The organism is Streptomyces sp. SID14515, assembly GCF_010548505.1.
In the GTDB taxonomy this organism is placed as follows: domain Bacteria; phylum Actinomycetota; class Actinomycetes; order Streptomycetales; family Streptomycetaceae; genus Streptomyces; species Streptomyces caviscabies.
Genome location: NZ_JAAGMH010000070.1, coordinates 140075 through 160065 on the forward strand (window position 1 = coordinate 140075; position 19991 = coordinate 160065).

The 19991-nt window shown below is 71.2% G+C and carries 16 protein-coding genes; 10 read left to right on the forward strand and 6 right to left on the reverse strand.

The window, feature by feature from the left end:
• Nucleotides 1-50 precede the first annotated feature (50 nt).
• The 8 genes from G3I54_RS14130 (at nucleotide 51) to G3I54_RS14165 (ending at nucleotide 9965) form a co-directional block, all read left to right on the forward strand.
• On the forward strand, nucleotides 51-371 hold the full coding sequence (locus G3I54_RS14130) for a trypco2 family protein (RefSeq protein WP_203686188.1): 321 nt from the start codon (nucleotides 51-53) through the stop codon (nucleotides 369-371).
• 13 nt (nucleotides 372-384) lie between these two features.
• Nucleotides 385-3060 carry a tetratricopeptide repeat protein gene (locus G3I54_RS40140; protein WP_164614620.1) on the forward strand — a complete coding sequence of 892 codons (2676 nt, stop codon included), beginning with the start codon at nucleotides 385-387 and terminating at the stop codon, nucleotides 3058-3060.
• Nucleotides 3061-3350: 290 nt separating this feature from the next.
• A complete protein-coding gene (locus tag G3I54_RS14140; protein ID WP_164614676.1) occupies nucleotides 3351-4298 on the forward strand; it encodes a hypothetical protein in 948 nt (315 codons plus the stop codon).
• Nucleotides 4299-4348: 50 nt separating this feature from the next.
• Nucleotides 4349-4927 (forward strand): Uma2 family endonuclease, encoded by a 579-nt coding sequence (locus tag G3I54_RS14145; RefSeq protein ID WP_164614622.1) that lies wholly within the window; start codon nucleotides 4349-4351, stop codon nucleotides 4925-4927.
• A 232-nt stretch (nucleotides 4928-5159) separates the two neighbouring features.
• Nucleotides 5160-6431, forward strand: a complete 1272-nt coding sequence (locus G3I54_RS14150) for an aspartate kinase (RefSeq protein WP_137235118.1) — start codon at nucleotides 5160-5162, stop codon at nucleotides 6429-6431.
• Nucleotides 6428-7501 (forward strand): aspartate-semialdehyde dehydrogenase, encoded by a 1074-nt coding sequence (locus tag G3I54_RS14155; RefSeq protein ID WP_164614624.1) that lies wholly within the window; start codon nucleotides 6428-6430, stop codon nucleotides 7499-7501. Before G3I54_RS14150 ends, G3I54_RS14155 begins: the two co-directional genes overlap by 4 nt.
• 359 nt (nucleotides 7502-7860) lie before the next feature.
• The gene (locus tag G3I54_RS14160) at nucleotides 7861-8436 is read left to right on the forward strand and encodes a SigE family RNA polymerase sigma factor (protein WP_164614678.1); all 576 of its coding nucleotides are present in this window, start codon (nucleotides 7861-7863) and stop codon (nucleotides 8434-8436) included.
• Nucleotides 8433-9965: a hypothetical protein gene (locus tag G3I54_RS14165; protein WP_164614626.1), complete on the forward strand. Its 1533-nt coding sequence runs from the start codon at nucleotides 8433-8435 to the stop codon at nucleotides 9963-9965. The genes G3I54_RS14160 and G3I54_RS14165 overlap by 4 nt, the downstream gene beginning before the upstream one ends.
• On the opposite strand, the gene G3I54_RS14170 is transcribed toward G3I54_RS14165, so the two are convergent.
• Nucleotides 9935-10918, reverse strand: a complete 984-nt coding sequence (locus G3I54_RS14170) for an SURF1 family cytochrome oxidase biogenesis protein (protein WP_164614628.1) — start codon at nucleotides 10916-10918, stop codon at nucleotides 9935-9937. The two genes, G3I54_RS14165 and G3I54_RS14170, sit on opposite strands and share 31 nt — an antisense overlap.
• An 85-nt stretch (nucleotides 10919-11003) precedes the next feature.
• Nucleotides 11004-12854, reverse strand: coding sequence for a prolyl oligopeptidase family serine peptidase (locus tag G3I54_RS14175; protein ID WP_164614630.1), 1851 nt, complete (start codon nucleotides 12852-12854; stop codon nucleotides 11004-11006).
• A gap of 122 nt (nucleotides 12855-12976) precedes the next feature.
• Here G3I54_RS14175 and G3I54_RS14180 point away from each other — a divergent pair, with 122 nt between their 5' ends.
• Together G3I54_RS14180 and G3I54_RS14185 are read left to right on the forward strand one after the other, a co-directional pair.
• Nucleotides 12977-13819 carry a class I SAM-dependent methyltransferase gene (locus G3I54_RS14180; protein ID WP_164614632.1) on the forward strand — a complete coding sequence of 281 codons (843 nt, stop codon included), beginning with the start codon at nucleotides 12977-12979 and terminating at the stop codon, nucleotides 13817-13819.
• A gap of 165 nt (nucleotides 13820-13984) precedes the next feature.
• Nucleotides 13985-14365 (forward strand): nuclear transport factor 2 family protein, encoded by a 381-nt coding sequence (locus tag G3I54_RS14185; RefSeq protein WP_164614680.1) that lies wholly within the window; start codon nucleotides 13985-13987, stop codon nucleotides 14363-14365.
• 65 nt (nucleotides 14366-14430) lie between these two features.
• Here the strand turns inward: G3I54_RS14185 and G3I54_RS14190 are convergent, their stop codons facing one another.
• The 4 genes from G3I54_RS14190 to G3I54_RS14205 form a co-directional block, all read right to left on the reverse strand.
• Nucleotides 14431-15237 carry an SGNH/GDSL hydrolase family protein gene (locus G3I54_RS14190; protein ID WP_164614633.1) on the reverse strand — a complete coding sequence of 269 codons (807 nt, stop codon included), beginning with the start codon at nucleotides 15235-15237 and terminating at the stop codon, nucleotides 14431-14433.
• 361 nt (nucleotides 15238-15598) lie between these two features.
• Nucleotides 15599-16087, reverse strand: coding sequence for a molybdopterin-dependent oxidoreductase (locus G3I54_RS14195; RefSeq protein WP_164614636.1), 489 nt, complete (start codon nucleotides 16085-16087; stop codon nucleotides 15599-15601).
• 225 nt (nucleotides 16088-16312) lie between these two features.
• On the reverse strand, nucleotides 16313-19069 hold the full coding sequence (locus G3I54_RS14200; RefSeq protein WP_164614638.1) for a molybdopterin-dependent oxidoreductase: 2757 nt from the start codon (nucleotides 19067-19069) through the stop codon (nucleotides 16313-16315).
• Nucleotides 19066-19905 (reverse strand): FAD binding domain-containing protein, encoded by an 840-nt coding sequence (locus G3I54_RS14205; RefSeq protein ID WP_164614640.1) that lies wholly within the window; start codon nucleotides 19903-19905, stop codon nucleotides 19066-19068. Before G3I54_RS14205 ends, G3I54_RS14200 begins: the two co-directional genes overlap by 4 nt.
• Between the last annotated feature and the right edge of the window lie 86 nt (nucleotides 19906-19991).

Below are 19991 nucleotides of genomic sequence, written 5' to 3' on the forward strand. Positions count from 1 at the left end.
CCGTGTTGTGGAGCGCGGGTGGTCGGGACGAATGAGGACGGGGAGCAGTGATGGCGGACGAGGTATGGGTGGGGCTCGCGGAAGCGATCGGGGCGATCCGCGACGAGCTTCGGCGTGCGGAGATCCAGGGGCGCGGGCAGCCGGTCAACTTCCGTACGGGGCCGGTGGAGTTGGAGTTCACCGTGGATGTGAAGAAGGACGTCGAGGGGCGGACGAAGGTGTCCGTCCTGCCGTTCGGTCTCGGCGCGGAGGCCAAGGCGGCAGCCGGCAGGGGCGCCACGAACCGTCTTCAGCTCACCCTGTACCCGGTCGACGGGGCGACGGGCGCTGACAAGCTCATCGCCGACGAGTCGGCGCAGCGCCCGGAGTAACGGGAGCGGTGGGGTGGACGCTCGACGGGTTGTCGAGATCTGGAATCCGGCGACGAGCCGCGCCGGAACGGGCTACGTGGTGGCCGATGCTCTCGTCCTCACCGCGTTCCACAACGTGGCGGGTGCGACGGATCTGGAGGCCAGGCCGCTCGGCGGGCCCTGGGCATCGGCGGAGCTGCTGTGGCCGGAGCGGGCCCCGGATCTGGACCGCGAACCCCAGGCGGACGCGGCCCTGCTCCGGATCACGGGCGACGCCTGGGGTCCGGCGGGAGAGCCGGTCCGGTGGGGCCGGTTCGACGCGTCCGCGCTGTCGGCGACGGAAGCCCGACTGCCGTGCCGCGCCGTGGGTTTTCCTCGCTCGGAGGTACGGGGGAAGGTGCGCGACACCAAGGAGATCTCCGGCCGTATCGAGAGCCTGACCGGCCTCAAGTCGGGCCTGCTCACGGTGTACGTGGACGAGGTCGCCGCCCCGTCCCTTCCGCCCGGCCCCGCCGACCGGGGCGGGGCCTCCCGCTGGTCCGGAGCCTCCGGGGCCGCGCTGTTCTTCCGCGACCACCTCGTCGGCGTCGTCGTCGAGGACCGGGCCCGCGACTACCCGGCGAACCAGCTCCGAGCGGTTCCGATCGCGTCGCTCGTCGCCCGGCCCGGGTTCGCCATGGTCATGAAGGCGGCGGGGGCCGAGGTGGTGCCCGCTGCCATCACGGCCACCGGGGCGGCGGCCCCCCGCACGACGGCCTACGACTGCGACGTCCCGCCCGGCCTGAACAACCTCCCGGAGGTCCCGTCCGCCACCTTCGTCGGCCGTGACCGCGTGCTGGCCGAACTGGCCGAGGCCCTCTCCACCGGTTCCCGGACGATCACGCAGACGATCCAGGGCCTGGGCGGCATCGGAAAGACCACGCTGGCCCTGCACTACGCCCGCCTGCACGCCTCCTCGTACACCGTGGTGTGGTGGCTGCGTGCCGACAGTCCCGAGCTGATCGCCGCCGACCTGGCGGCCCTGGCACGCCGACTGCGCGGCGGCAGCCCGGGTGACCTCGCCACGGAGGAGGCGGCGGACTGGGCGATGGGGTGGCTCCAGACGCACCCGGGTTGGCTCCTGATCTTCGACAACGCGGAGCGTCCCCAGGATGTGCACGAGGTCACCGGGCAACTGGCGGGGGCAGGACGCCACTTGATCACCACCCGCCTGCGTGCCGGCTGGACGGCGCAAGCGCTGGCCCTGGATGTCCTGGAGCCCGCCGCTTCCCTGGAACTGCTGACCGGGCTGACGCGGACGAGCGCCGTGGCCGATGCCCGGACGCTCGCCGACGATCTCGGCCACCTTCCGCTGGCTCTTGAGCAGGCAGGCGCCTACATCGCCCGAACCGGCCTGTCGGTCGGCGAGTACCGCGCGCTCCTCGTCCGTCGCCCCGGTGATATGGCGGAGAGAACGGCGGGCGATGCGTCCCGCACCGTGGCCCGCGTCTGGCGAATCACCTTGGACGCGCTGTACGAGATCGATCCGAGGGCCGTGGCCGTGCTGCGGCTCGCCGCCTGGTACGCGTCCACGGATATTCCTCGGAGCCTGCTCGTCGGCCTCTTCGACGACCCGCTGGACCTGGCCGAGTGTCTGGCGTTGCTCGCCGACTACCACATGATCGCTCTCAGCGGTGAGACGTTCAGCGTGCACCGGCTGGTGCAGACGGTCAGCCGCTCTCCTTCGCCCGACGATCCGCACCGGTCGCCGGACGTCGTCGAGAACGCCCGACACCTTGCTGCTGCCCTGTTGCTGCGGGACCTTCCCGGGGACGCGAGAGGGAATACGGCGGGCTGGCCGGTATGGGACGCGCTTCTCCCGCACGCGGAAGCTCTGCTCGCGGCTACGGCCCCGGTGGACGACACCAAGACCACCGATCTGATCCTCACCGGAACGGCTCAGTACCTCGATGCTCAGGGGCAACCCCGTCCCGCGAACGCGTACTTCGCACGGTCGCTGGAGGCCGCCGTACGGCTGTGGGGTGATGACCACCCCGAGACGCTGCGGGCGCGGAACAATCTCGCAATCTCCCATCTGGCCCTGGGGGACACCGAGCGCGCAGTCCTGCTCCATGAACGGACTCTCGACGATCGCCTGCGGGTGCTCGGTGAGGACGACCGGGACACCCTGACGTCGATGGACAACCTCGCTGCGGCGTACGCGAAGACGGGGGACCCGTCCCGTGCGCTGCCTCTGATGGAACGCGCGCACGCCGGTCTGGCCCGGACACTCGGCGAGGATGCCCCGGACACCTTGAAGGCGCAGGTCAACATTGTGGCTGTGCAACTGGAGACAGGTGTGCCGGAACGGTTGGTCGAACTCCTCGAACGGGTGCTGCCCCGCTACGAGAAGGCGTTGCGCGTGGATCACCCTGAGGTGCTGAATGCGCGGAAGGGGCTTGCGGTGTCGCTTCTTTACGCCGGGCACACGGTCCGTGGGGTGGCGCTGCTGGAACAGTGGGTGACTGACGTCGTGCGTGTCATGGGTGACGGGCACCCCCACGCGGTAAAAGCCTGCGAAGAACTGCGCATGCTGCAGGAGGTGTTGCGGGAGTCGGGCTACGACTCCAGAGGCCGGAGAGTGAAGCCCGCTCCGGGCGGCACCCCCGCAGGTCCGCCCGAGGCTCAAGCCTCGAGCCGCGAGCCCCGGGCCCCGAGTCCTCTTCTGTAGGAATGGGTGGTTGGGTTCAACCCACCCACCCTCCCTTCCTGGTCAGGTTCCGAACTCCGCTGCGCACTGCGCGAGTTCGACCAGAAATGACGTTCAGTGATCAGGTTGCGTCGGAGCGTATGCACGCTCTAGGTTCACGATCAGCAACCCACTATCCGTAAAACGGACAACCCCGGTGGTGCTCACAACACCGACCGGGGTCTGACCGTCAGAGATCGCCGCTGTCGAAAGGCTCGATCCCCATGGCTGCTGCCAACCTTAGTGCTGCCCTGCGCTCTCCCGCCCACCCCATGGCGAAAGTCGGGTACGGAAAGCGCGACGCTCCCGACCAGGCCCCGCCCCGCGCCGCCGACTTCGCCGGTCTGGAGCCGCGTGAGGCGGCCATCGCCGCGTACATCGACCGGCTCCCCGAAGGCGCGGCGATCGGCTACAAGGTGCTCGCCGAGGAGCTGCCGGACTACGGGCAGCAGGCGTGCCGCAGCGCGCTCGACCGGCTGACCCGGGCCGGACACCTTCGCCGTATCAAGGTCCATGTCACCGTGGCCGACGGCCAGATGCGCTGGGTGACGCGTACGTACTTCTCCCGCACCGCCCGCGACGCCGACTGGTGGGCCGCCCATGTGCGGTTCGTCCGGGGCATGGACGCGCCCGGCCAGCCACCGGCGCCCGCTGCCGTCGACGAGCCGGCGGACACCGAGCCCGCTTCCGAGCCCGGTGCGCGCGCCCCGCGCTCGGAGGCGTACGACGTCCTCGCCGGGCTCGGCCGCCGTGAGCCGCGGCTTCAGCTGGCCGAGGGCGACTGCGTGGAGCTGGAACACCTGGTCGGGGAGTGGCTGGCGCGCGGCGTCGGCCGCGAACAGATCAACCAGGCCCTGACTTCGGGCCTGCCGACGCCCGTGCACTCCGCCGGGCGTTTCGTCCGTAAGCGACTGGAGACCAAGATGCCGCCGAGCCCCGCCCCCCAGCCGGAGAAGGGCCACCCGAGCGAGCAGATCGTGGGGGCCGTGGTGATGTGCCTCTTCTGTGACGAGGACGAGACGACTACCACGCTGGACCACGGCGTCTGCCGCGACTGCCGCGCCGACATCGCCCGCGACGAGGCGGCCGGCCTGACCGGCGACGTACCGGACACCTTTCTGGCCCGCCCGCGCGCCGAGGTCGACGTGGCCGCCCGCGTGGCCGAACTTCGCTCGGCCACGGTCCGCCCGGTCCTTCCGGCGCCGAGGTCGCGCCGATGAGCGTGCAGGAGATCCCGGTCGGGGCACCATGGAGGCGAGGAGGCGACGCCATGACCCCCAGGACCACCGCCCAGCCCCAGATGAGCACCGAAGAGTTCGAGGAACTCGCCCGCCGAGCGCCCGAGCTGGTGCGGCTGGAGTTCATCCACGGAAAGGTCCAGGTCAAGCCCGTGCCCGACGGCAATCACGGGGCGATCGTCATGTGGCTGCTGAGGCAGTGCATGCAACGGCGCCCGGAACTGTCGCTCTTTCCCGATCAGGGCCTCGCGATCGAGACCTACCGCAAGGGCCGCGCCCGCCCGGACGGCGTTCTCGCCCCCGACGAGCACTTCGCCGGGGCCGGGGAGTGGGCGGCCCCCACCGGCGTACTGATGACCGTGGAAGTCACCTCCCACGACGCCGACACCAACCGGCGCGACCGGGTCGAGAAGCCCGACGGTTACGCGGCGGCCGGCATTCCGGTCTACCTTCTTGTCGACCGTGAGGCGTGCTCGGTGACCGTCTTCACCGAGCCGGAGAAGGGCGCGTACCGCTCCGCCACCACTCGGCCCTTCGGCGCGGTCGTCGAGTTGCCCGAGCCGGTCGGCTTCGCGCTCGACACCGGGAAGCTCAAGGAGTACGCCGACTGAGACGTACGCCGACTGACGCTCCCGGCTCGCCGACCCGTGCCCGATCGTGTGGGCTGGGACACAAACGGGAGTGCTCGCGGGCTGGGTGGGCAACAGCCCCGTACGAGCAGTTCGGAGCGACACGCCGTACCGGGTGATGAGCGGGACATCTCACCATCTGGTATGGGCGGGTCGATTCCGGGCTGCTCGTTAAACTGAGCCGACCGCAGTAATGACTGAGCGAGGAGCGCACGTGGGCCTTGTCGTGCAGAAGTACGGAGGCTCCTCCGTAGCCGATGCCGAGGGCATCAAGCGGGTCGCCAAGCGAGTCGTCGACGCCAAGAGGAACGGCAACCAGGTGGTTGTCGTGGTGTCCGCGATGGGCGACACGACGGACGAGTTGATAGACCTCGCCGAGCAGGTGTCTCCGATGCCTACCGGCCGTGAATTCGACATGCTGCTGACCGCCGGTGAGCGGATCTCCATGGCCCTGCTGGCGATGGCGATCAAAAACCTGGGCCACGAGGCCCAGTCGTTCACGGGCAGCCAGGCCGGTGTCATCACCGACTCGGTCCACAACAAAGCGCGCATCATCGACGTCACGCCGGGCCGCATCCGGACCTCGATCGACGAGGGCAACATCGCCATCGTCGCCGGGTTCCAGGGCGTGAGCCAGGAAGGCAAGAACATCACCACCCTCGGCCGCGGCGGGTCGGACACGACCGCCGTCGCGCTGGCCGCCGCGCTGGACGCCGAGGTCTGTGAGATCTACACCGACGTCGACGGCGTCTTCACCGCGGACCCCCGCGTCGTGAAGAAGGCGAAGAAGATCGACTGGATCTCCTTCGAGGACATGCTGGAGCTGGCCGCGTCCGGCTCCAAGGTGCTGCTGCACCGCTGCGTCGAGTACGCACGTCGTTACAACATCCCGATCCACGTCCGCTCGTCCTTCTCCGGACTGCGCGGCACCTGGGTCAGCAACGAGCCGCAAGGGGACCAGCAGGTGGAGCACGCGATCATCTCCGGAGTCGCCCATGACGTCTCGGAGGCCAAGGTCACCGTCGTCGGCGTCCCGGACAAGCCGGGCGAGGCGGCCGCGATCTTCCGTGCCATCGCGGACGCCGAGGTCAACATCGACATGGTGGTGCAGAACGTCTCCGCCGCGTCGACCGGGCTGACGGACATCTCCTTCACCCTGCCCAAGGCCGAGGGCCGCAAGGCCATCGACGCCCTGGAGCGGACCAAGGGTTCCATCGGCTTCGACTCGCTCCGTTACGACGACCAGATCGCGAAGATCTCCCTGGTCGGCGCCGGTATGAAGACCAACCCGGGCGTCACCGCCGGATTCTTCGAGGCGCTGTCCGACGCGGGCGTCAACATCGAGCTGATCTCGACCTCCGAGATCCGTATCTCGGTGGTCACCCGCGCCGACGACGTCAACGAGGCCGTGCGCGCCGTGCACACCGCCTTCGGTCTCGACAGCGACTCCGACGAGGCCGTCGTCTACGGAGGCACCGGCCGATGACCGGACACCGCCCTTCGCTCGCGGTCGTCGGCGCGACCGGGGCGATCGGCGGTGTCATGCTCCGGATCCTCTCGCAGCACGCGGATGTCTGGGGCGAGGTCAGACTCGTCGCCTCATCGCGCTCGGCCGGCCGCAAGCTGGTCGTGCGCGGTGAGGAGAGCGAGGTTCTCGCACTCACCGAGGACGTGTTCGACGGCGTCGACGTGGCCCTCTTCCTGGTGCCGGACGCGGTGTCCGCCCACTGGGCCCCGATCGCCGCCTCCAAGGGCGTCGTCGTCATCGACGACTCGGCGGCCTTCCGGCTCGACGACGACGTGCCGCTGGTCGTCCCCGAGATCAACCCCCATGCCGCACGGCTCCGGCCGCGCGGCATCGTCGCGTCCCCGAACTGCACCACGCTGTCGCTGATCGTCGCGGTCGGCGCGCTGCACGCCGAGTTCGGGCTGCGCGAGCTGATCGTCTCCTCCTACCAGGCGGTCAGCGGTGCGGGCCGGGACGGCGTCGCGGCCCTGCGCGAGCAGCTGGCTCTGGTGGCCGGCACGGATCTCGGCACCCACCCCGGAGACGTACGACGGGCCCTCGGCGACGAGGCGTCCACGGCGGACAGCCCCTTCGCCGCACCCGTCGCCCTGAACGTCGTGCCCTGGGCCGGTACGGACGCCGGGGACGGCTGGTCCTCCGAGGAGATCGCCATCCGCGAGGAGTGCCGCAAGGTGCTGGGCCTGCCGGATCTGCGGACCACGGCGACCTGTGTGTACGTCCCCGTCGTCGCCACGCACTCGATGTCCGTCCACGCCCGCTTCGAGAACGAGGTCGCCGTCGACAAGGCGCACGAGATCCTGGCGACCGCCCCGGGCGTGGTGCTCTTCGACAGTCCGGCGTCCGGAGACTTCCCCACCCCGTCCGATGTGGTCGGCACGGATCCGACCTGGGTGGGCCGCGTCCGGCGGTCGATGGACGACCCCCATGCCCTGGAAATGTTCCTTTGCGGTGACAATCTCCGAAAAGGTGCGGCTTTGAACGTGGCGCAGATCGCCGAATCGGTCGCCGCCGAATTTCCCCGAGCATGATCGAACCTGTTTTGTAGGATTCGTGAACGCCCTGTGAGCAATTAGCTGGTCTGAACCTCTTGAGCTGGGGCGTTGTCGTATCCGACGATGATCTCCCGGCCTTACGCAACCGCACCTCGGCCGGGCGGCGTCTATGCGGTCACTTCTTGCGTGGCTGGACGCCATTACGGGGCATTCGGGGAAGAGCAGGTACGTATGAGGGCATGTCGCACAGCGTCGAACGTGGCGCCGTCCGCGTACAACCCTGACGGGGGGCAGCGTGTCCAACAGGCGTGGCAGAGGTTCTCGACATCACAGTGGTGGGCCCGTTGCGAGGCGCTTCGGTGCGTCCGCTCCGGCGGCCCCGCGCGCCCGGCGGCATGCCGGTGATCGCGCCCATGCCCGCTGCGCGCCCGGCCCAGTTGCCCTCGCAGCGCGGGGGTGCTGAAGAGACGGTGGCAGCTGGAACCACGGTCGACCATCTCACCGAGACCTATCGCGCCCACTACCGTTCCCTGCTCGGCCTCGCGGCCCTGCTGCTGGACGACACCGCGTCCTGCGAGGACGTGGTGCAGGAGGCGTTCATCCGCGTGCACTCCGCACGCAACCGGGTCCGCGAACCGGAGAAGACCCTCGCGTATCTCCGCCAGACCGTGGTCAACCTCTCGCGCTCGGCGCTGCGCCGCCGCATCCTCGGGCTGAAGCTGCTCTCCAAGCCGATGCCGGACATGGCGAGCGCGGAGGAGGGCGCCTACGACCAGCTGGAGCGGGACGCGCTGATCAAGGCCATGAAGGGGCTCCAGCGGCGCCAGCGCGAGGTGCTGGTGCTGCGCTACTTCGCGGACATGACGGAGGCCCAGGTCGCCGAGACGCTGGGCATCTCCCTGGGGTCGGTCAAGGCGTACGGCTCCCGGGGCATCGCGGCCCTGCGCGTCGTGATGGAGGCCCAGGCATGAGCGGGCCGGAGCAGAGCCCCGAACAGGGACCCGAGCACAGGCACGAGAATGACCCGACGGGAAACGGAATTGTGAACCACGGGCCGGAGAAGACTCCGCACACCGATCCGGATCGCCCGCACGCCGGGAGCGCGGGACCCGAGCCGGACGAGACCCCGGATCCCGCCCCGCCGGAACGGGCGGACCACGGGGCCGGTGAGGACCCCGACGAGCGAGACCCGCGGCCGGCCGGGACGACGGCGGACGCGGATGCGGGCGCGGATACGGATACGCATTCGGGCGCGGACGCGGGTACGCCTTCGGGCACGGACGCGGATACGGAGACCGCCGCGAACACCGCCGCGAAGGCCGGGTCCGGCACCGCTGCGGACGCCGCCGCGAAGACTGGGTCCGGTGCCGCCGCGGACGCTGCCGCGAAGTCCGACACGAAGTCCGGGTCAGGCGCCGACGACGCCCCCGGAGCGCCCGACGACGATCTCCTCGCCACCCTGACCGACCTCTTCTCCAGTGACCGGGGCGCACCCACGGCCGACGAGCTGGACGAGGTGGCCCTGCGCCGCATGCTGCAAGGCGCGGTGCGGGACATCACCCCCTCCGAGGGGACCCTCGACCATCTCCACCGCGCCGTCCCCGCCCGCCGCGCCAGGCGGCGGCAGGCCGTCGTCGGGGCGGCCGCGGCGGCCCTGCTGATCGGCACCGCCGTCCCCGCCTTCGTCCACGTCGCGACCTCGGACGGCCAGTCCACCGCCCGCCCCGCCATCGCCGGACACGGCGAGCAGGCCCAGGGCGGTAACGGCGACGAGAGCGGCCCGGAGGAGCCCGGACGGCGGACCGCGGAGCCCACCGAGCGCGAGAGCGAGGGCGGTGTCGGCGAGGCCGACCCGGACCCCAGCCCCTCCGAAGGGCGGGGCAGCGATCCCGAGGGGGCGGTGAAGGGCGAGGAGCCCGACTCCCCGAGTGTGGACTTCGCGTCCCTGCCGGTCTGCGACCCGAGCCAGCTCGGCGTCGCCTCCGCCGGCACCGACGCACCGGGGGCCGACGGCACGGTCTACGGCAGCTTCAAGATCGCCAACGTGTCCGCCAAGGAATGCACGGTCAGCAGCAACGGCACGGTGGGCTTCACCGCCCTCGGCGCGGCCGACCCGCTGAAGATCGGCGTCGTCCAGCACGCCGCGGGCGACGCGGCCCCCGGCCTGCCCGACCCCTCGCAGGAGCCGGGCACGGTGCTGCTGAAGCCGACCATGGCGTACGAGGTCAAGTTCGCCTGGGTGCCGACCGACACCTGCCCGACCACGGGCCCCTCACCGACCCCGACCCCGTCGGCGGACGGCGCGGGCGGATCGGTCGGCGAGGGCACGGACCAGTCCGGCGTCGAGGCGCAGTCGCTTCAGGAGGACGGCGGGGGCACGGCGGAGGGCAGCGTCGCGGTGACGCACACCCCGGAGACGGGAGCGCCCACCGCGGAGACGAAGATCCCCAACGCCTGCTCGGGCACGATCTACCGCACGGGCGTGCTCGCCGCGTCGTAGTCCGGCGAGGACGGGTCGTCCGGGGCCGCGGAGCGCTCCGGGCCCTTCGGGGCCGGAACAGGGGCCTCCTCCGAGGCCGGAGCAGGCTCCTCCGGAGCTCCCGAGGCCTCCCGGGCTTCCGAGCCCTCCGGTGCCGAGGGGGTCGTCGCCTCCTCGGCGGCAGGCTCCTCGGTGGCAGGCTCCTCCGGGACGAGGCCGAGTGCGATGTCGCGCACGGCCTCGGCCTCGCGGCGCACCAGCCGGAACCACATGAAGAGCACGAAGCCGGCGAAGACGAACCACTCGCCCGTGTAGCCAAGGTTCTGGAAGGCCTTCAGATCGAGGCCGCTGCCCTGCGGGGCCGCCGCGGGCACGGGCTTCATCGCGCCGCCCGTACCGCCCGCCTCGGCCTCGGGAAGCGTCACCCACGCGTCGTAGACGTCGTACGGGACGAGGTTCACCAGGGTCGCGGCGCTGATCATGCCGATCTGGCCCTCGGGAAGCCCGCCCCGGACGTTGACGCCGTCGCTGTTCGTGTTCTCGGAGGCCTGGAGGTCGCCGGTCACCGTGACCTCGCCCTCGGGCACGGCCGGCACCCGGGTGTCGCTCGCGGAACCGGGCAGCCAGCCCCGTACCACCGGCAGCGCCTTGCCGCTGTCCGTACGCAACAGGCTCAGGACGTAGAAGCCCTGCCGGTCGTCCAGTTCGCGGCCGGGCACCAGGAACTGGTCGGCGTACGTGCCGGTGGCGACGGCCGGGCGGCCGGAGGTCACCTTGTCGACGGGCAGCAGTTCGTCCAGGGGTTTCGCGGCCCGGGTACTGGGATCGGGCTGCTTCTCCGCCTGTTCGTGCGACTGCACACGGTCCTCGAAGCGGCCGAGCTGCCAGGTGCCCATGAACACGCAGAACGGGATGGCCAGCACGACGAAGAGGTTGATCCCCCACCATCGCGGGGTCAGCAGGAACCGGTACACCCCTCAAAGGTACGGTTCCCCGCCCCGGGCTCCCGGAGCGGGGTCCGCCATTTATCCGGCCCTTACGCCTGTCCGCCGCCCGGTTTCACCCGGCCGTACCGGCCACCGCGCCCCCGCCCAGGTGCTTCAGGGCGAACTCGAGCTCCAGCCGCACCTGCTTGATCCGCTCCTCCACCACGAGCGAGCCGTGCCCGGCGTCGTAGCGGTACACCTCGTGGACCGCGCCGCGCGCCGCCAGCCGGTCCACGTAGTTCTCCACCTGACGGATGGGGCAGCGCGGATCGTTGACGCCCGCCGAGATGTAGACCGGGGCGCGCACCGCGTCGACGTACGTCAGCGGCGACGAGGCCTCGAAGCGCTCGGGAACCTCCTCCGGCGTGCCGCCCAGCAGTGTGCGGTCCATCGCCTTCAGGGCCTCCATCTCGTCGTGGTACGCCGTGACGTAGTCCGCGACGGGCACGGCCGCCAGGCCCAGCGTCCAGGAGTCGGGCTGGGTGCCCAGCCCGAGCAGGGTCAGATAGCCGCCCCAGGACCCGCCGGCCAGGACCATGCGCTCCGGGTCCGCGAGCCCGGAGGCCACCGACCAGTCCCGCACGGCCGCGATGTCCTCCAGCTCGATCAGGCCGACGCGGTGCTTCAGCGCGTCCGTCCAGGCGCGGCCGTAGCCGGTCGAGCCCCGGTAGTTGACCCGGACGACCGCGAAGCCGTGGTCCACCCAGGCGGCCGGACCGGAGGCGAAGGCGTCGCTGTCGTGCCAGGTCGGCCCGCCGTGGATCTCGAAGATCGTGGGGAACGGGCCCTCGCCGGTGGCGGGCTTCTGCACGAGGGCGTGGATCCGGCCGCCCGGGCCCTCCACCCACGCGTCCTGCACGGGCACCGACGGCGGGGCCTTCGGCCCGGGCGGGTCCAGGACCACCGCGCCGCTCGTCGACCGCACCACGGGCGGCTGCGCGGCCGAGGACCACAGATACTCCACCGTGCCGTCCGGGCGGGCCGTGGCGCCCGACACCGTACCGGCGGGGGTCTCCAGGCGTACGGGCTCCGGGGCCCCCGGTTCGTACCGCCACAGTTCGCCGCGGGCCTCGAAGCTGTGCTCGATGAGCAGCGCGGAGCCGTCCGGATACCACTCGGCCCCGACATCGCCCGGCAGATCGACGGCGAGCGCGGTCTCCGTGCCCGTGACCGGGTCCCAGATCATCGGCTCCCAGCGGCCCCGGCGCTGGTGCCCGACGAGGAGCCGGGTGTCTCCGGCCACCGGTGCGAAGCCCAGCACGGCGAGCCCCAGCTCCTTCGTGCCGCCCTCGGTGTCGTCCAGCTCGGCCACCGTGGAGCCGTCCTGGCGCACCACCCGCAGCGCGGAGTGCATCGCGTCGCCGTGCTCGGTGTGCTCCAGGGCGATCAGGGTCCCGTCGTGGGAGAGGTCGCCGACCCCGGCGGACTCCCGGTGCCGGTAGATCTCCACGGGCTCGCCGCCCGGCTTCCGCACCAGGTGGACGGTCGTGCCGTCCTCGTCGGTCGAGCGGCCGACCACCGCCGTACCGTCGCGTCCGATGGCCAGGCCCGCCGGGTAGGAGGGGGCGAGACCGGGCACGGCCGGCTCGTCCGCCCCGCCGTCGAACGGCTGGCGCATCCACACCCCGAACTCGTCGCCGTCGGTGTCGCTGAACCACCAGACCGCTTCGCCGTCCGGCGTCAGCACGCCGTCCGTGGTGCCGTTGGGCCGGTCGGTGACCTGGCGCTGCCGCCCGCTCGCCCGGTCCCAGGCGTACAGCTCGTACGTACCGGTGGCGTTGGAGACGAACAGAGAGCGGTCAGGCGCGTCCTCGGCCCAGTCGGGGAGGGACACCCGGGGCGCGCGGAACCGCTGCTCCCACTCGGGCGCGGTCGGGGCCTCAGGCGCGGTCGAGGCGTTCTGTGATTCGCTCATGCCCTCCATCCAACCCGATCGGCCGCTTTGCCGGGGACCCTGTGGATAACCTGCCAGCCGGTCCTGCCGATCTCCCTCGCCCTGTGGATAACCAGTCGCGTTCCGCCCGGCCCGTGGGTAGCTTCCCGGGCATGTACTCACCGACCCCGGACGACTGGCGCGACGCCAACCGCGCGCGCTGGGACGAGCGCGTGCCGATCCATGTGGCGAGCGCCTACTACGACCTGGACGCCTTCCGGGCGGGCCAGGACGCGCTGCGCGCCTTCGAGCTGGCCGAGGTCGGGGACGTCACCGGCAAGACCCTCCTGCACCTTCAGTGCCATATCGGCCTGGACACCCTGTCCCGGGCGCGGCACGGCGCCGCACAGGTCGTGGGCCTCGACTTCTCCGAGCCCGCCGTCGAGACGGCCCGGGGCCTGGCCAGGTCGCTGGAGCTGGGCCCGGACCGGGCGGCGTTCGTCGCGGCCGATGTGTACGACGCTCCGGCCGCCGTTCCCGACTCCGCGTACGACATCGTCTACACGGGCGTGGGCGCGCTGAACTGGCTGCCCGACATCGACCGCTGGGCCGAGACCGCCGCCTCGCTGGTCGCTCCCGGCGGCTTCCTCTATCTGGCGGAGTTCCATCCGATCACCGACGCGATGGACACCGAGACCGGTTCGGTGGTCACCGACGACTACTTCAGCCGCGACGCCTGGGTGGACGAGTTGCCGGGCACGTACGCCGACTTCGACGCGCCGACGGTGCACAACCGCAGCGTCGAGTGGCAGCACCCGGTGGGCCGGGTGGTGACGGCGCTCGCCGCGGCCGGTCTGCGGATCGAGTTCCTCCACGAGCACGATTCCTCGCTCTTCCAGCGGTTCGGCTCGCTGGAGCGCCACGCGGACGGCCACTACCGCTTCCCGGCGGGCCGGCCGAGGATCCCGCTGATGTACTCGATCAAGGCGTCGCGCCCGGTCGAGCGTCGGGGATGACCACAGGTCGGAGCTGTCTCGCGGGGCTTCTCCGGCCGATTGTCAGTGGTGGGGGCCACACTCGTTTCCATGACCGACATGAGAGACGGATCGGCGGGCGGAGCCCTGCCCGGGACGGCTTCCGGGACCACGCCCGGGACGACGACGGCCGCGCTGCGCGGGGCGGTGGAGGCGTACTGGACGGCGGCCGAGGCGCGCGACTGGAGCGCGTTCGGGGCGACCCTTGCCGAGGGCATGGTGTACGAGCTGCCGCAGACCCGGGAGCGGATCCTCGGCAAGGAGCGCTATCTCCGGTTCAACGAGGAGTATCCGGGCGACTGGCACGTCCGGGTCGAGCGGATCGTCGCCGACGCGGAGGGCCGCCAGGCCGCCGCCAGGACCGGATTCACGGTGACGGGGGAGCAGGAGGGCGAGCCGGCGCAGGAGTTGGACGCCATCCACTTCTTCACGTTCGACGAGCAGGGGCTGATCACCGGGGTGACGGACTTCTGGCCCGAGTCGTACGAGCCTCCGGCCGGCCGTGAACACCTGGTCGAGCGCTACTGAGAACGGCGGCCCACCGGTCGCCCGGTGAACCGCCGTTCCTGTGTGCGGCTTCGCGCTCCGCTTCGCTACACCGCGGAGCGGAAGGCGGGCAGATAGCCGCCCGACTGCCCCGCCGCCTTGGGGTGGTACGAGTTGTAGATCGGGACCGTGACGCTGTGGAGCCAGGCGTCGCCGGAGCACAGCTCGTGCCCGGTGAATTCGTCCACCACGCTGGAGAAGGTGAACCCGGCGTCGGCGGACCGCTTGGCCAGGACGTCGTTCAGCACGTCCGAGGCGTTGTTGATCGCGGCCCGCTCGGCCTCGGTGAGCCCGGCGATGCAGCTGCCGGAGAGCTGGTAGAAGCGGGGGTAGCCGAGGACCACGACCTGGGCCTGCGGGGCGCGGGCCCGGATGTTGCCGTAGAGCGAATCGAGGCTTCCGGGCAGGGAGTTGTTCATCTGCGCGATGGCGTTGTTCACGCTGGCGATGCAGGTGGCCTCGCTGGAGAGCACGCAGTCCTGCATGACGTCGGCGAACCCGACGTCATTGCCTCCGGCGGTGACGCTGACCAGCGAGGTGGAGGCGCTGAGCACACCGAGCTGGCTGCTCGCCACGGACGAGGTGGTCGCACCCGAGCAGGCGACGAAGTCGAACGAGGCGGGGGAGTTCGCCGCCTGCCACAGATAGGGGTAGGCGTTGGTGCTGCGGCGGCAGTCTCCGCTGTCGGAGAGGTAGCTTCCGGCGCCGACGCCCGAGGAGTAGGAATCGCCGAGCGCGACATAGCCGCCGGCGGCGGCCGAGTCGGCCGCGGAGGCCGGTCCGGCGACGCCGAGAGCGGCCACGGCGGCGAGCGCCAGGGTGAAGAGGGATGCCCGAATTCTTCGTACTGACATGGCTGCCAGCCTTTCGAAGTGTGGGGGGACAGGTGGGGGGACCTGCGGGGGTTGGGGGGAGCGATGCAGTTTCTAGCAGCTCGCGGTACCCGCCGGTAATGCCCGTGCGAGAAGTCGTCTGATATGCCCGAATGATCGTTCGGTGGGTCATGCTCCGCGCGTAGATAAACCCTCAACTCGGTTCAGGAACCGGCAAGTTCAGGGGAATTCTGTGTGTCCGGGCAGGGGCGCGAGAGGCGGGGCGGGCGGTGATTCACGGCGCGGCGAAGCCCGGTCCGACGCCCGGCGTACGGGAAAGTTCATCCGGTCGGCTCAAGCCCGGAGGCGTGCCGGGTGTGTGCGGTCGGCGGGCGGTCGGCCTCTAACTCTCGGCGTACGCGGGGAGATGGGCGGCGCCGACCCAGACGCGGGTGATGGAGCTGACGTAGCGGGCCCCGCATCGGTCCCTCGGCACCACCAGCTGGCTGCCGTCCGGCTCCAGAGGCCGGCCGTCCATGCGGGTGGCGAGCAGGACGGGTGCATCGCCGAAGTCCGCGTCGATCTCCGCCCAGGACAGCACCGCATGGTGCCCGTCCCCGCCGGTGACGGCCAGCAGGAAGCGCGAGCGGTCCTTGCGTCGCCGGACATCGAAGGCGGGGCCCGCGTCCGAGACGACCTCCCGCAGCAACGGCCCCTCGAACGTGTGGTGTTGTGGCCCCTCCTTCGCGCAGTCGAACGTCACATCGGCGCGGTGCTGCTCCCACCGCCCGCGCAGATCGGTGACGGTGAGCGTCACGGGCCGGTGCAACTCGCCGACCAGGGCGAACGCCCGTACCGCCGTGTCCCGTGTTCCGAGCCGGTCCACCGGCATGGGCTGCCCCCTGGGTGTCTCCGTGAGCGATCGAGGCGTCCGCGAACGATCTGCGGCGAGCGGTCCACTACGAGCCGTCCATTACGAGCCGTCCATTACGAGCGGTCCACCGCGAACCACGCCCTACGTGATGCCCGCAAGCGGCACCTCGAAATCACGAAGACACGCAGAAGCCAGCAAGAACCACGGATCTCCATCTCAAGCGACAACACATGACGGCTGATCTCATCGCACCTGTGGCTTGCGTGATGCCTCGTCAAGGGCCAGCCACACCCGGTCGCGGGTCAGCGGCAGCTCGGTGAACCGAAGCCCCGTGGCATCGCGCAGCGCGTTGGCGAAGGCCGGGGCGACCGGGTTGAACGGGCTCTCGCTCATCGACTTCGCGCCCAGCGGCCCGATCGCGTCCGAGGTCTCCATGAAGTGCACCTCGGTGCGCGGCACATCGGCGTACTGCGGCAGCCGGTAGCGGCGGAACGCGGCCGTGGTCACCTCACCGAGTTCGTCGAGCCGTACGTTCTCGAAGAGCGTCGCCCCGAGCGCCTGCGCCACCCCGCCCTCGACCTGGCCCCGGCACTGCATCGGGTTCATCACCTTGCCCGCGTCGGCGGCGTGGACGCTGCGCAGGATGCGGATCTCACCGGTGCCCGGGTCCACGGCGATCCGGAACCACTGGGCGTTGAAGGCCACCGAACGCGGCGAACCGCCCCAGTGCCCGTCGGCCGACAACTCCCGCCCCGCCGCGCGGGCGGCCTGGAACAGCTCCTTGAGGCTGATCGCGCGCCCGGCGCACTCCACCGCGTCCACCGTCAGCCGGCAGTCGCCCGGAGCCGCCCCCAAGTGCCCGGCCGCGAACTCCAGGATCTGCCCGGCCAGGGCGTCGGCGGCCTTCATCACGGCCTTGCCCGCCACCACGGTCCCGGCCGAACCGAACGCGCCCGTGTCGTGCCGGACGACATCGGTGTCCGACTGCCGGATCACGATCCGGTCCACCGTCGTGGACAGCGCCCCGGCGGTGATCTGCTGGTGGACGGTCGTGGTGCCGTTGCCGAACTCGGCGGTCCCGACGGCGATGTCGTACGTACCGTCCTGGAGGAGCTTCACGGTGGCGTCCGCGAAATGGCCGCCGGGCGGGCCGGTGGCGATCATCGACATCCCGGTGCCCTGACCGACGAGCCACCCGTCGGGCACATCGTCGTCGGGGCCGTCCCCGTACCGCTGGATGGCGTCCCGTACGACCTGGAGGCACTGGTCGAGCCCGTAGCTGGCGATCTCCAGGTCCTCCTCCTCGCCGCCGGGGCTGAGCATGGGCTCGCCGGGGCCGATGATGTTGCGCTCCCGGAAGACCAGCGGGTCGACGCCGGTGCGCCGGGCCAGCTCGTCCATCACGGACTCGACCGCGAAGACGACCTGCCCGAGCCCGTAGCCCCGGAAGGCGCCCGCCGGAACGGAGTTGGTGTAGACGGAGAAGGCGTCGACCTTCTTGTGCGGGGCGCGGTAGACGGCCATCGACTCGCCGACGCTGTGGAACATCACCGCCGGACCGTGATTCCCGTACGCCCCGGTGTTCGACACCACGCGCAGCTGCAACGCGGTCAGCGTGCCGTCCGCCCGCGCCCCCGCCCGTACCCGGATGGTGAACGGGTGGCGGGTGGTCGCCCCGTAGAACTGCTCGGGGCGCGTGTACTCCAGCTTCACCGGCCGCCGCAACCGCATCACGGCGAGCGCCACGATGTCCTCGACGATCATCTCCTGCTTGCCGCCGAAGCCGCCGCCCACCCGGCCCGCCAGCACCCGCACCTGCTTCAGCTCCAGGTCGAACAGCGCGCACAGCGCCCGCCGGGTGAGGAAGGGGGTCTGGGTGCTGGAGCGCACGGTCAGCCGCTCCCGCCCGTCCTCGCCCTCCTCGTACCAGGCCACCGCGCCGTGCGTCTCCAGGCTGGCGTGCTGGACGCGCTGGGTGCGGAAGGTCTCCTCGTACACGACGTCGGCCGCCGCGAATCCCTCCTCCACCGACCCGATCTCCCCGTGGACCTCACCGACGACGTTGTTCTCGGGGCGGGCGATGCGCGACTCGGGCCCCTTGTCGTGGATGACCGGGGCGCCGGGCGCCATCGCCTCCTCCGGGTCGACGACGTACGGGAGTTGCTCGTACACCACCTCGATACGGCGGCAGCCCTCCTCGGCCGCGCCCTCGCTGTCCGCCACGACGGCGGCGACGCGCTGGCCGACGTAGCGGACGGTGTCGTCAAGGAGCCGGGTGTCGTCCGGGTCCTCGGTCGGGTGCTCGTGCCGGGCGGTGGAGTAGAGGCGCTCGGGGGCGTCGTGATGGGTGAGGACCAGGTGCACGCCGGGAACGCGCAGCGCGGCGGCGGTGTCGATGGAGACGATGCGGGCGTGCGGGTGCGGGGAGCGCAGGAGTTTCATGTGGAGCAGGCCGGGAACGTCGACGTCGAAGGTGTAGCGCGCGGTCCCGGTGACCACCAGCGGCCCGGCGGGCGCTCCCGGATTCCGCCCGACGGCCTGCACCGCCCCGGGATCCTCGGTGTGCCGTACGCCGCGCAACGCGTCCTCGATGGCTCGGTAGCCGGTGCAGCGGCAGATGTTTCCCTTGAACGCCCGGGGCAGATCGCCGAGCTGCTCCTCGTCGAGAGCGGCGGTCGTCATCAGATAGCCGGCGGTGCAGAACCCGCACTGGAACCCCTGCGCGTCTAGGAACTTCCGCTGTACGGGATGGAGTTCGCCGTCAGCGTCGGCCAGCCCCTCCACGGTGGTGACGCTGCGCCCCCGCGCCCGGACGGCGGGGTAGACGCAACTGTGCACCGGTTCGCCGTCGACGTGCACGGTGCAGGCGCCGCAGTCCCCGGCGTCGCAGCCCTTCTTGACGCCGAACCAGCCGCGCTCGCGCAGATAGGTGCGCAGACACTGACCGGCGCGGGGTTCGTCCTCGAAGGGCTGGTCGTTGACCCGGATCGCGTACGTCATCGGAGCCCTCCCGGGGGCGGTGCGTCGGCGGTCAGTTCCCGGCGGATCTCCTCGGCGAAGCGGAGGGCCATGTGCCGCCGCCACGCGGGCAGTCCGTGGATGTCGTCGAACCAGTCGTCGGCCCCGACCGCCGCGTCGATCACCTCGCGCAGCATCCTCGGGTCCGGCGGCAGCGGGAACCAGAAGCGGAACGGCCGGACCGTCGCCGCGCTCACCGTCACGGCCAGCGACCCGTCCACCGGGTCCAGGGCCCCGATGACGAGGGCCGCCGAACGCCCGAGGCCGTACAGGGACGCCTGCCGGAAGGCGGTACGGGAGGCGAGGGCGCGGGCCGGCAGGGTGACCGAGCGCAGCAGTTCACCATCCGCCAGGTCCTTGCGCCCCGCCCCGAGGACGAAGTCCGCGACCCGCACCCGGCGCAGCGAACCGTCCTGGGCCCGCAGCAGGCAGACGCCGTCCAGCGCGGCGGTCAGCGAGATCATCGGACCGGCGGGCAGGGCGTTGCAGAGGTTCCCGCCGACGGTCGCCATGTTCCAGATCTTGAACGAGGCGAGGAAGGCGCGGCAGCACTGCTCGACGAGGGGAGCCACGGGCGCGCCCCACCCCTTTCCGAACCGCGAGAGCTGGGCGATCGTGCAGGTCGCCGCGATCTCCAGCGAACCGTCGGGCAGTTCCCGCACCGGCTCCCAGCCCATCCGGCTCAGGTCCACGAGCCGGCGCAGATGAGGCTGCGGCTCGGAGAACAGATACGTGCCCCCGCCCAGCCAGGCATCGCCCGGCCGCCAGGGAACAGGGCTGCGGGCGTCCCGTACGTCGAGCACGGTGTTGAGGTCCATGCCGCCAGTGAAGCCCCGCCGTGGGGCTCCGCACGACTGGTTCACCGTACGGAAATACACCAGCCCACAACCGTAACTCTGGAGGA

Excerpts from the sequence above, each read along its gene's own strand:
- G3I54_RS14140 (WP_164614676.1), top strand. The coding sequence starts at position 3,351 with ATGGCGAAAGTCGGGTACGGAAAGCGCGACGCTCCCGACCAGGCCCCG.
- G3I54_RS14200 (WP_164614638.1), bottom strand. The coding sequence starts at position 19,069 with ATGACGTACGCGATCCGGGTCAACGACCAGCCCTTCGAGGACGAACCC.
- G3I54_RS14180 (WP_164614632.1), top strand. The coding sequence starts at position 12,977 with ATGTACTCACCGACCCCGGACGACTGGCGCGACGCCAACCGCGCGCGC.
- G3I54_RS14160 (WP_164614678.1), top strand. The coding sequence starts at position 7,861 with ATGCCGGTGATCGCGCCCATGCCCGCTGCGCGCCCGGCCCAGTTGCCC.
- G3I54_RS14165 (WP_164614626.1), top strand. The coding sequence starts at position 8,433 with ATGAGCGGGCCGGAGCAGAGCCCCGAACAGGGACCCGAGCACAGGCAC.
- G3I54_RS14195 (WP_164614636.1), bottom strand. The coding sequence starts at position 16,087 with ATGCCGGTGGACCGGCTCGGAACACGGGACACGGCGGTACGGGCGTTC.
- G3I54_RS14145 (WP_164614622.1), top strand. The coding sequence starts at position 4,349 with ATGACCCCCAGGACCACCGCCCAGCCCCAGATGAGCACCGAAGAGTTC.
- G3I54_RS14190 (WP_164614633.1), bottom strand. The coding sequence starts at position 15,237 with ATGTCAGTACGAAGAATTCGGGCATCCCTCTTCACCCTGGCGCTCGCC.
- G3I54_RS14175 (WP_164614630.1), bottom strand. The coding sequence starts at position 12,854 with ATGGAGGGCATGAGCGAATCACAGAACGCCTCGACCGCGCCTGAGGCC.
- G3I54_RS14130 (WP_203686188.1), top strand. The coding sequence starts at position 51 with ATGGCGGACGAGGTATGGGTGGGGCTCGCGGAAGCGATCGGGGCGATC.
- G3I54_RS14155 (WP_164614624.1), top strand. The coding sequence starts at position 6,428 with ATGACCGGACACCGCCCTTCGCTCGCGGTCGTCGGCGCGACCGGGGCG.
- G3I54_RS14205 (WP_164614640.1), bottom strand. The coding sequence starts at position 19,905 with ATGGACCTCAACACCGTGCTCGACGTACGGGACGCCCGCAGCCCTGTT.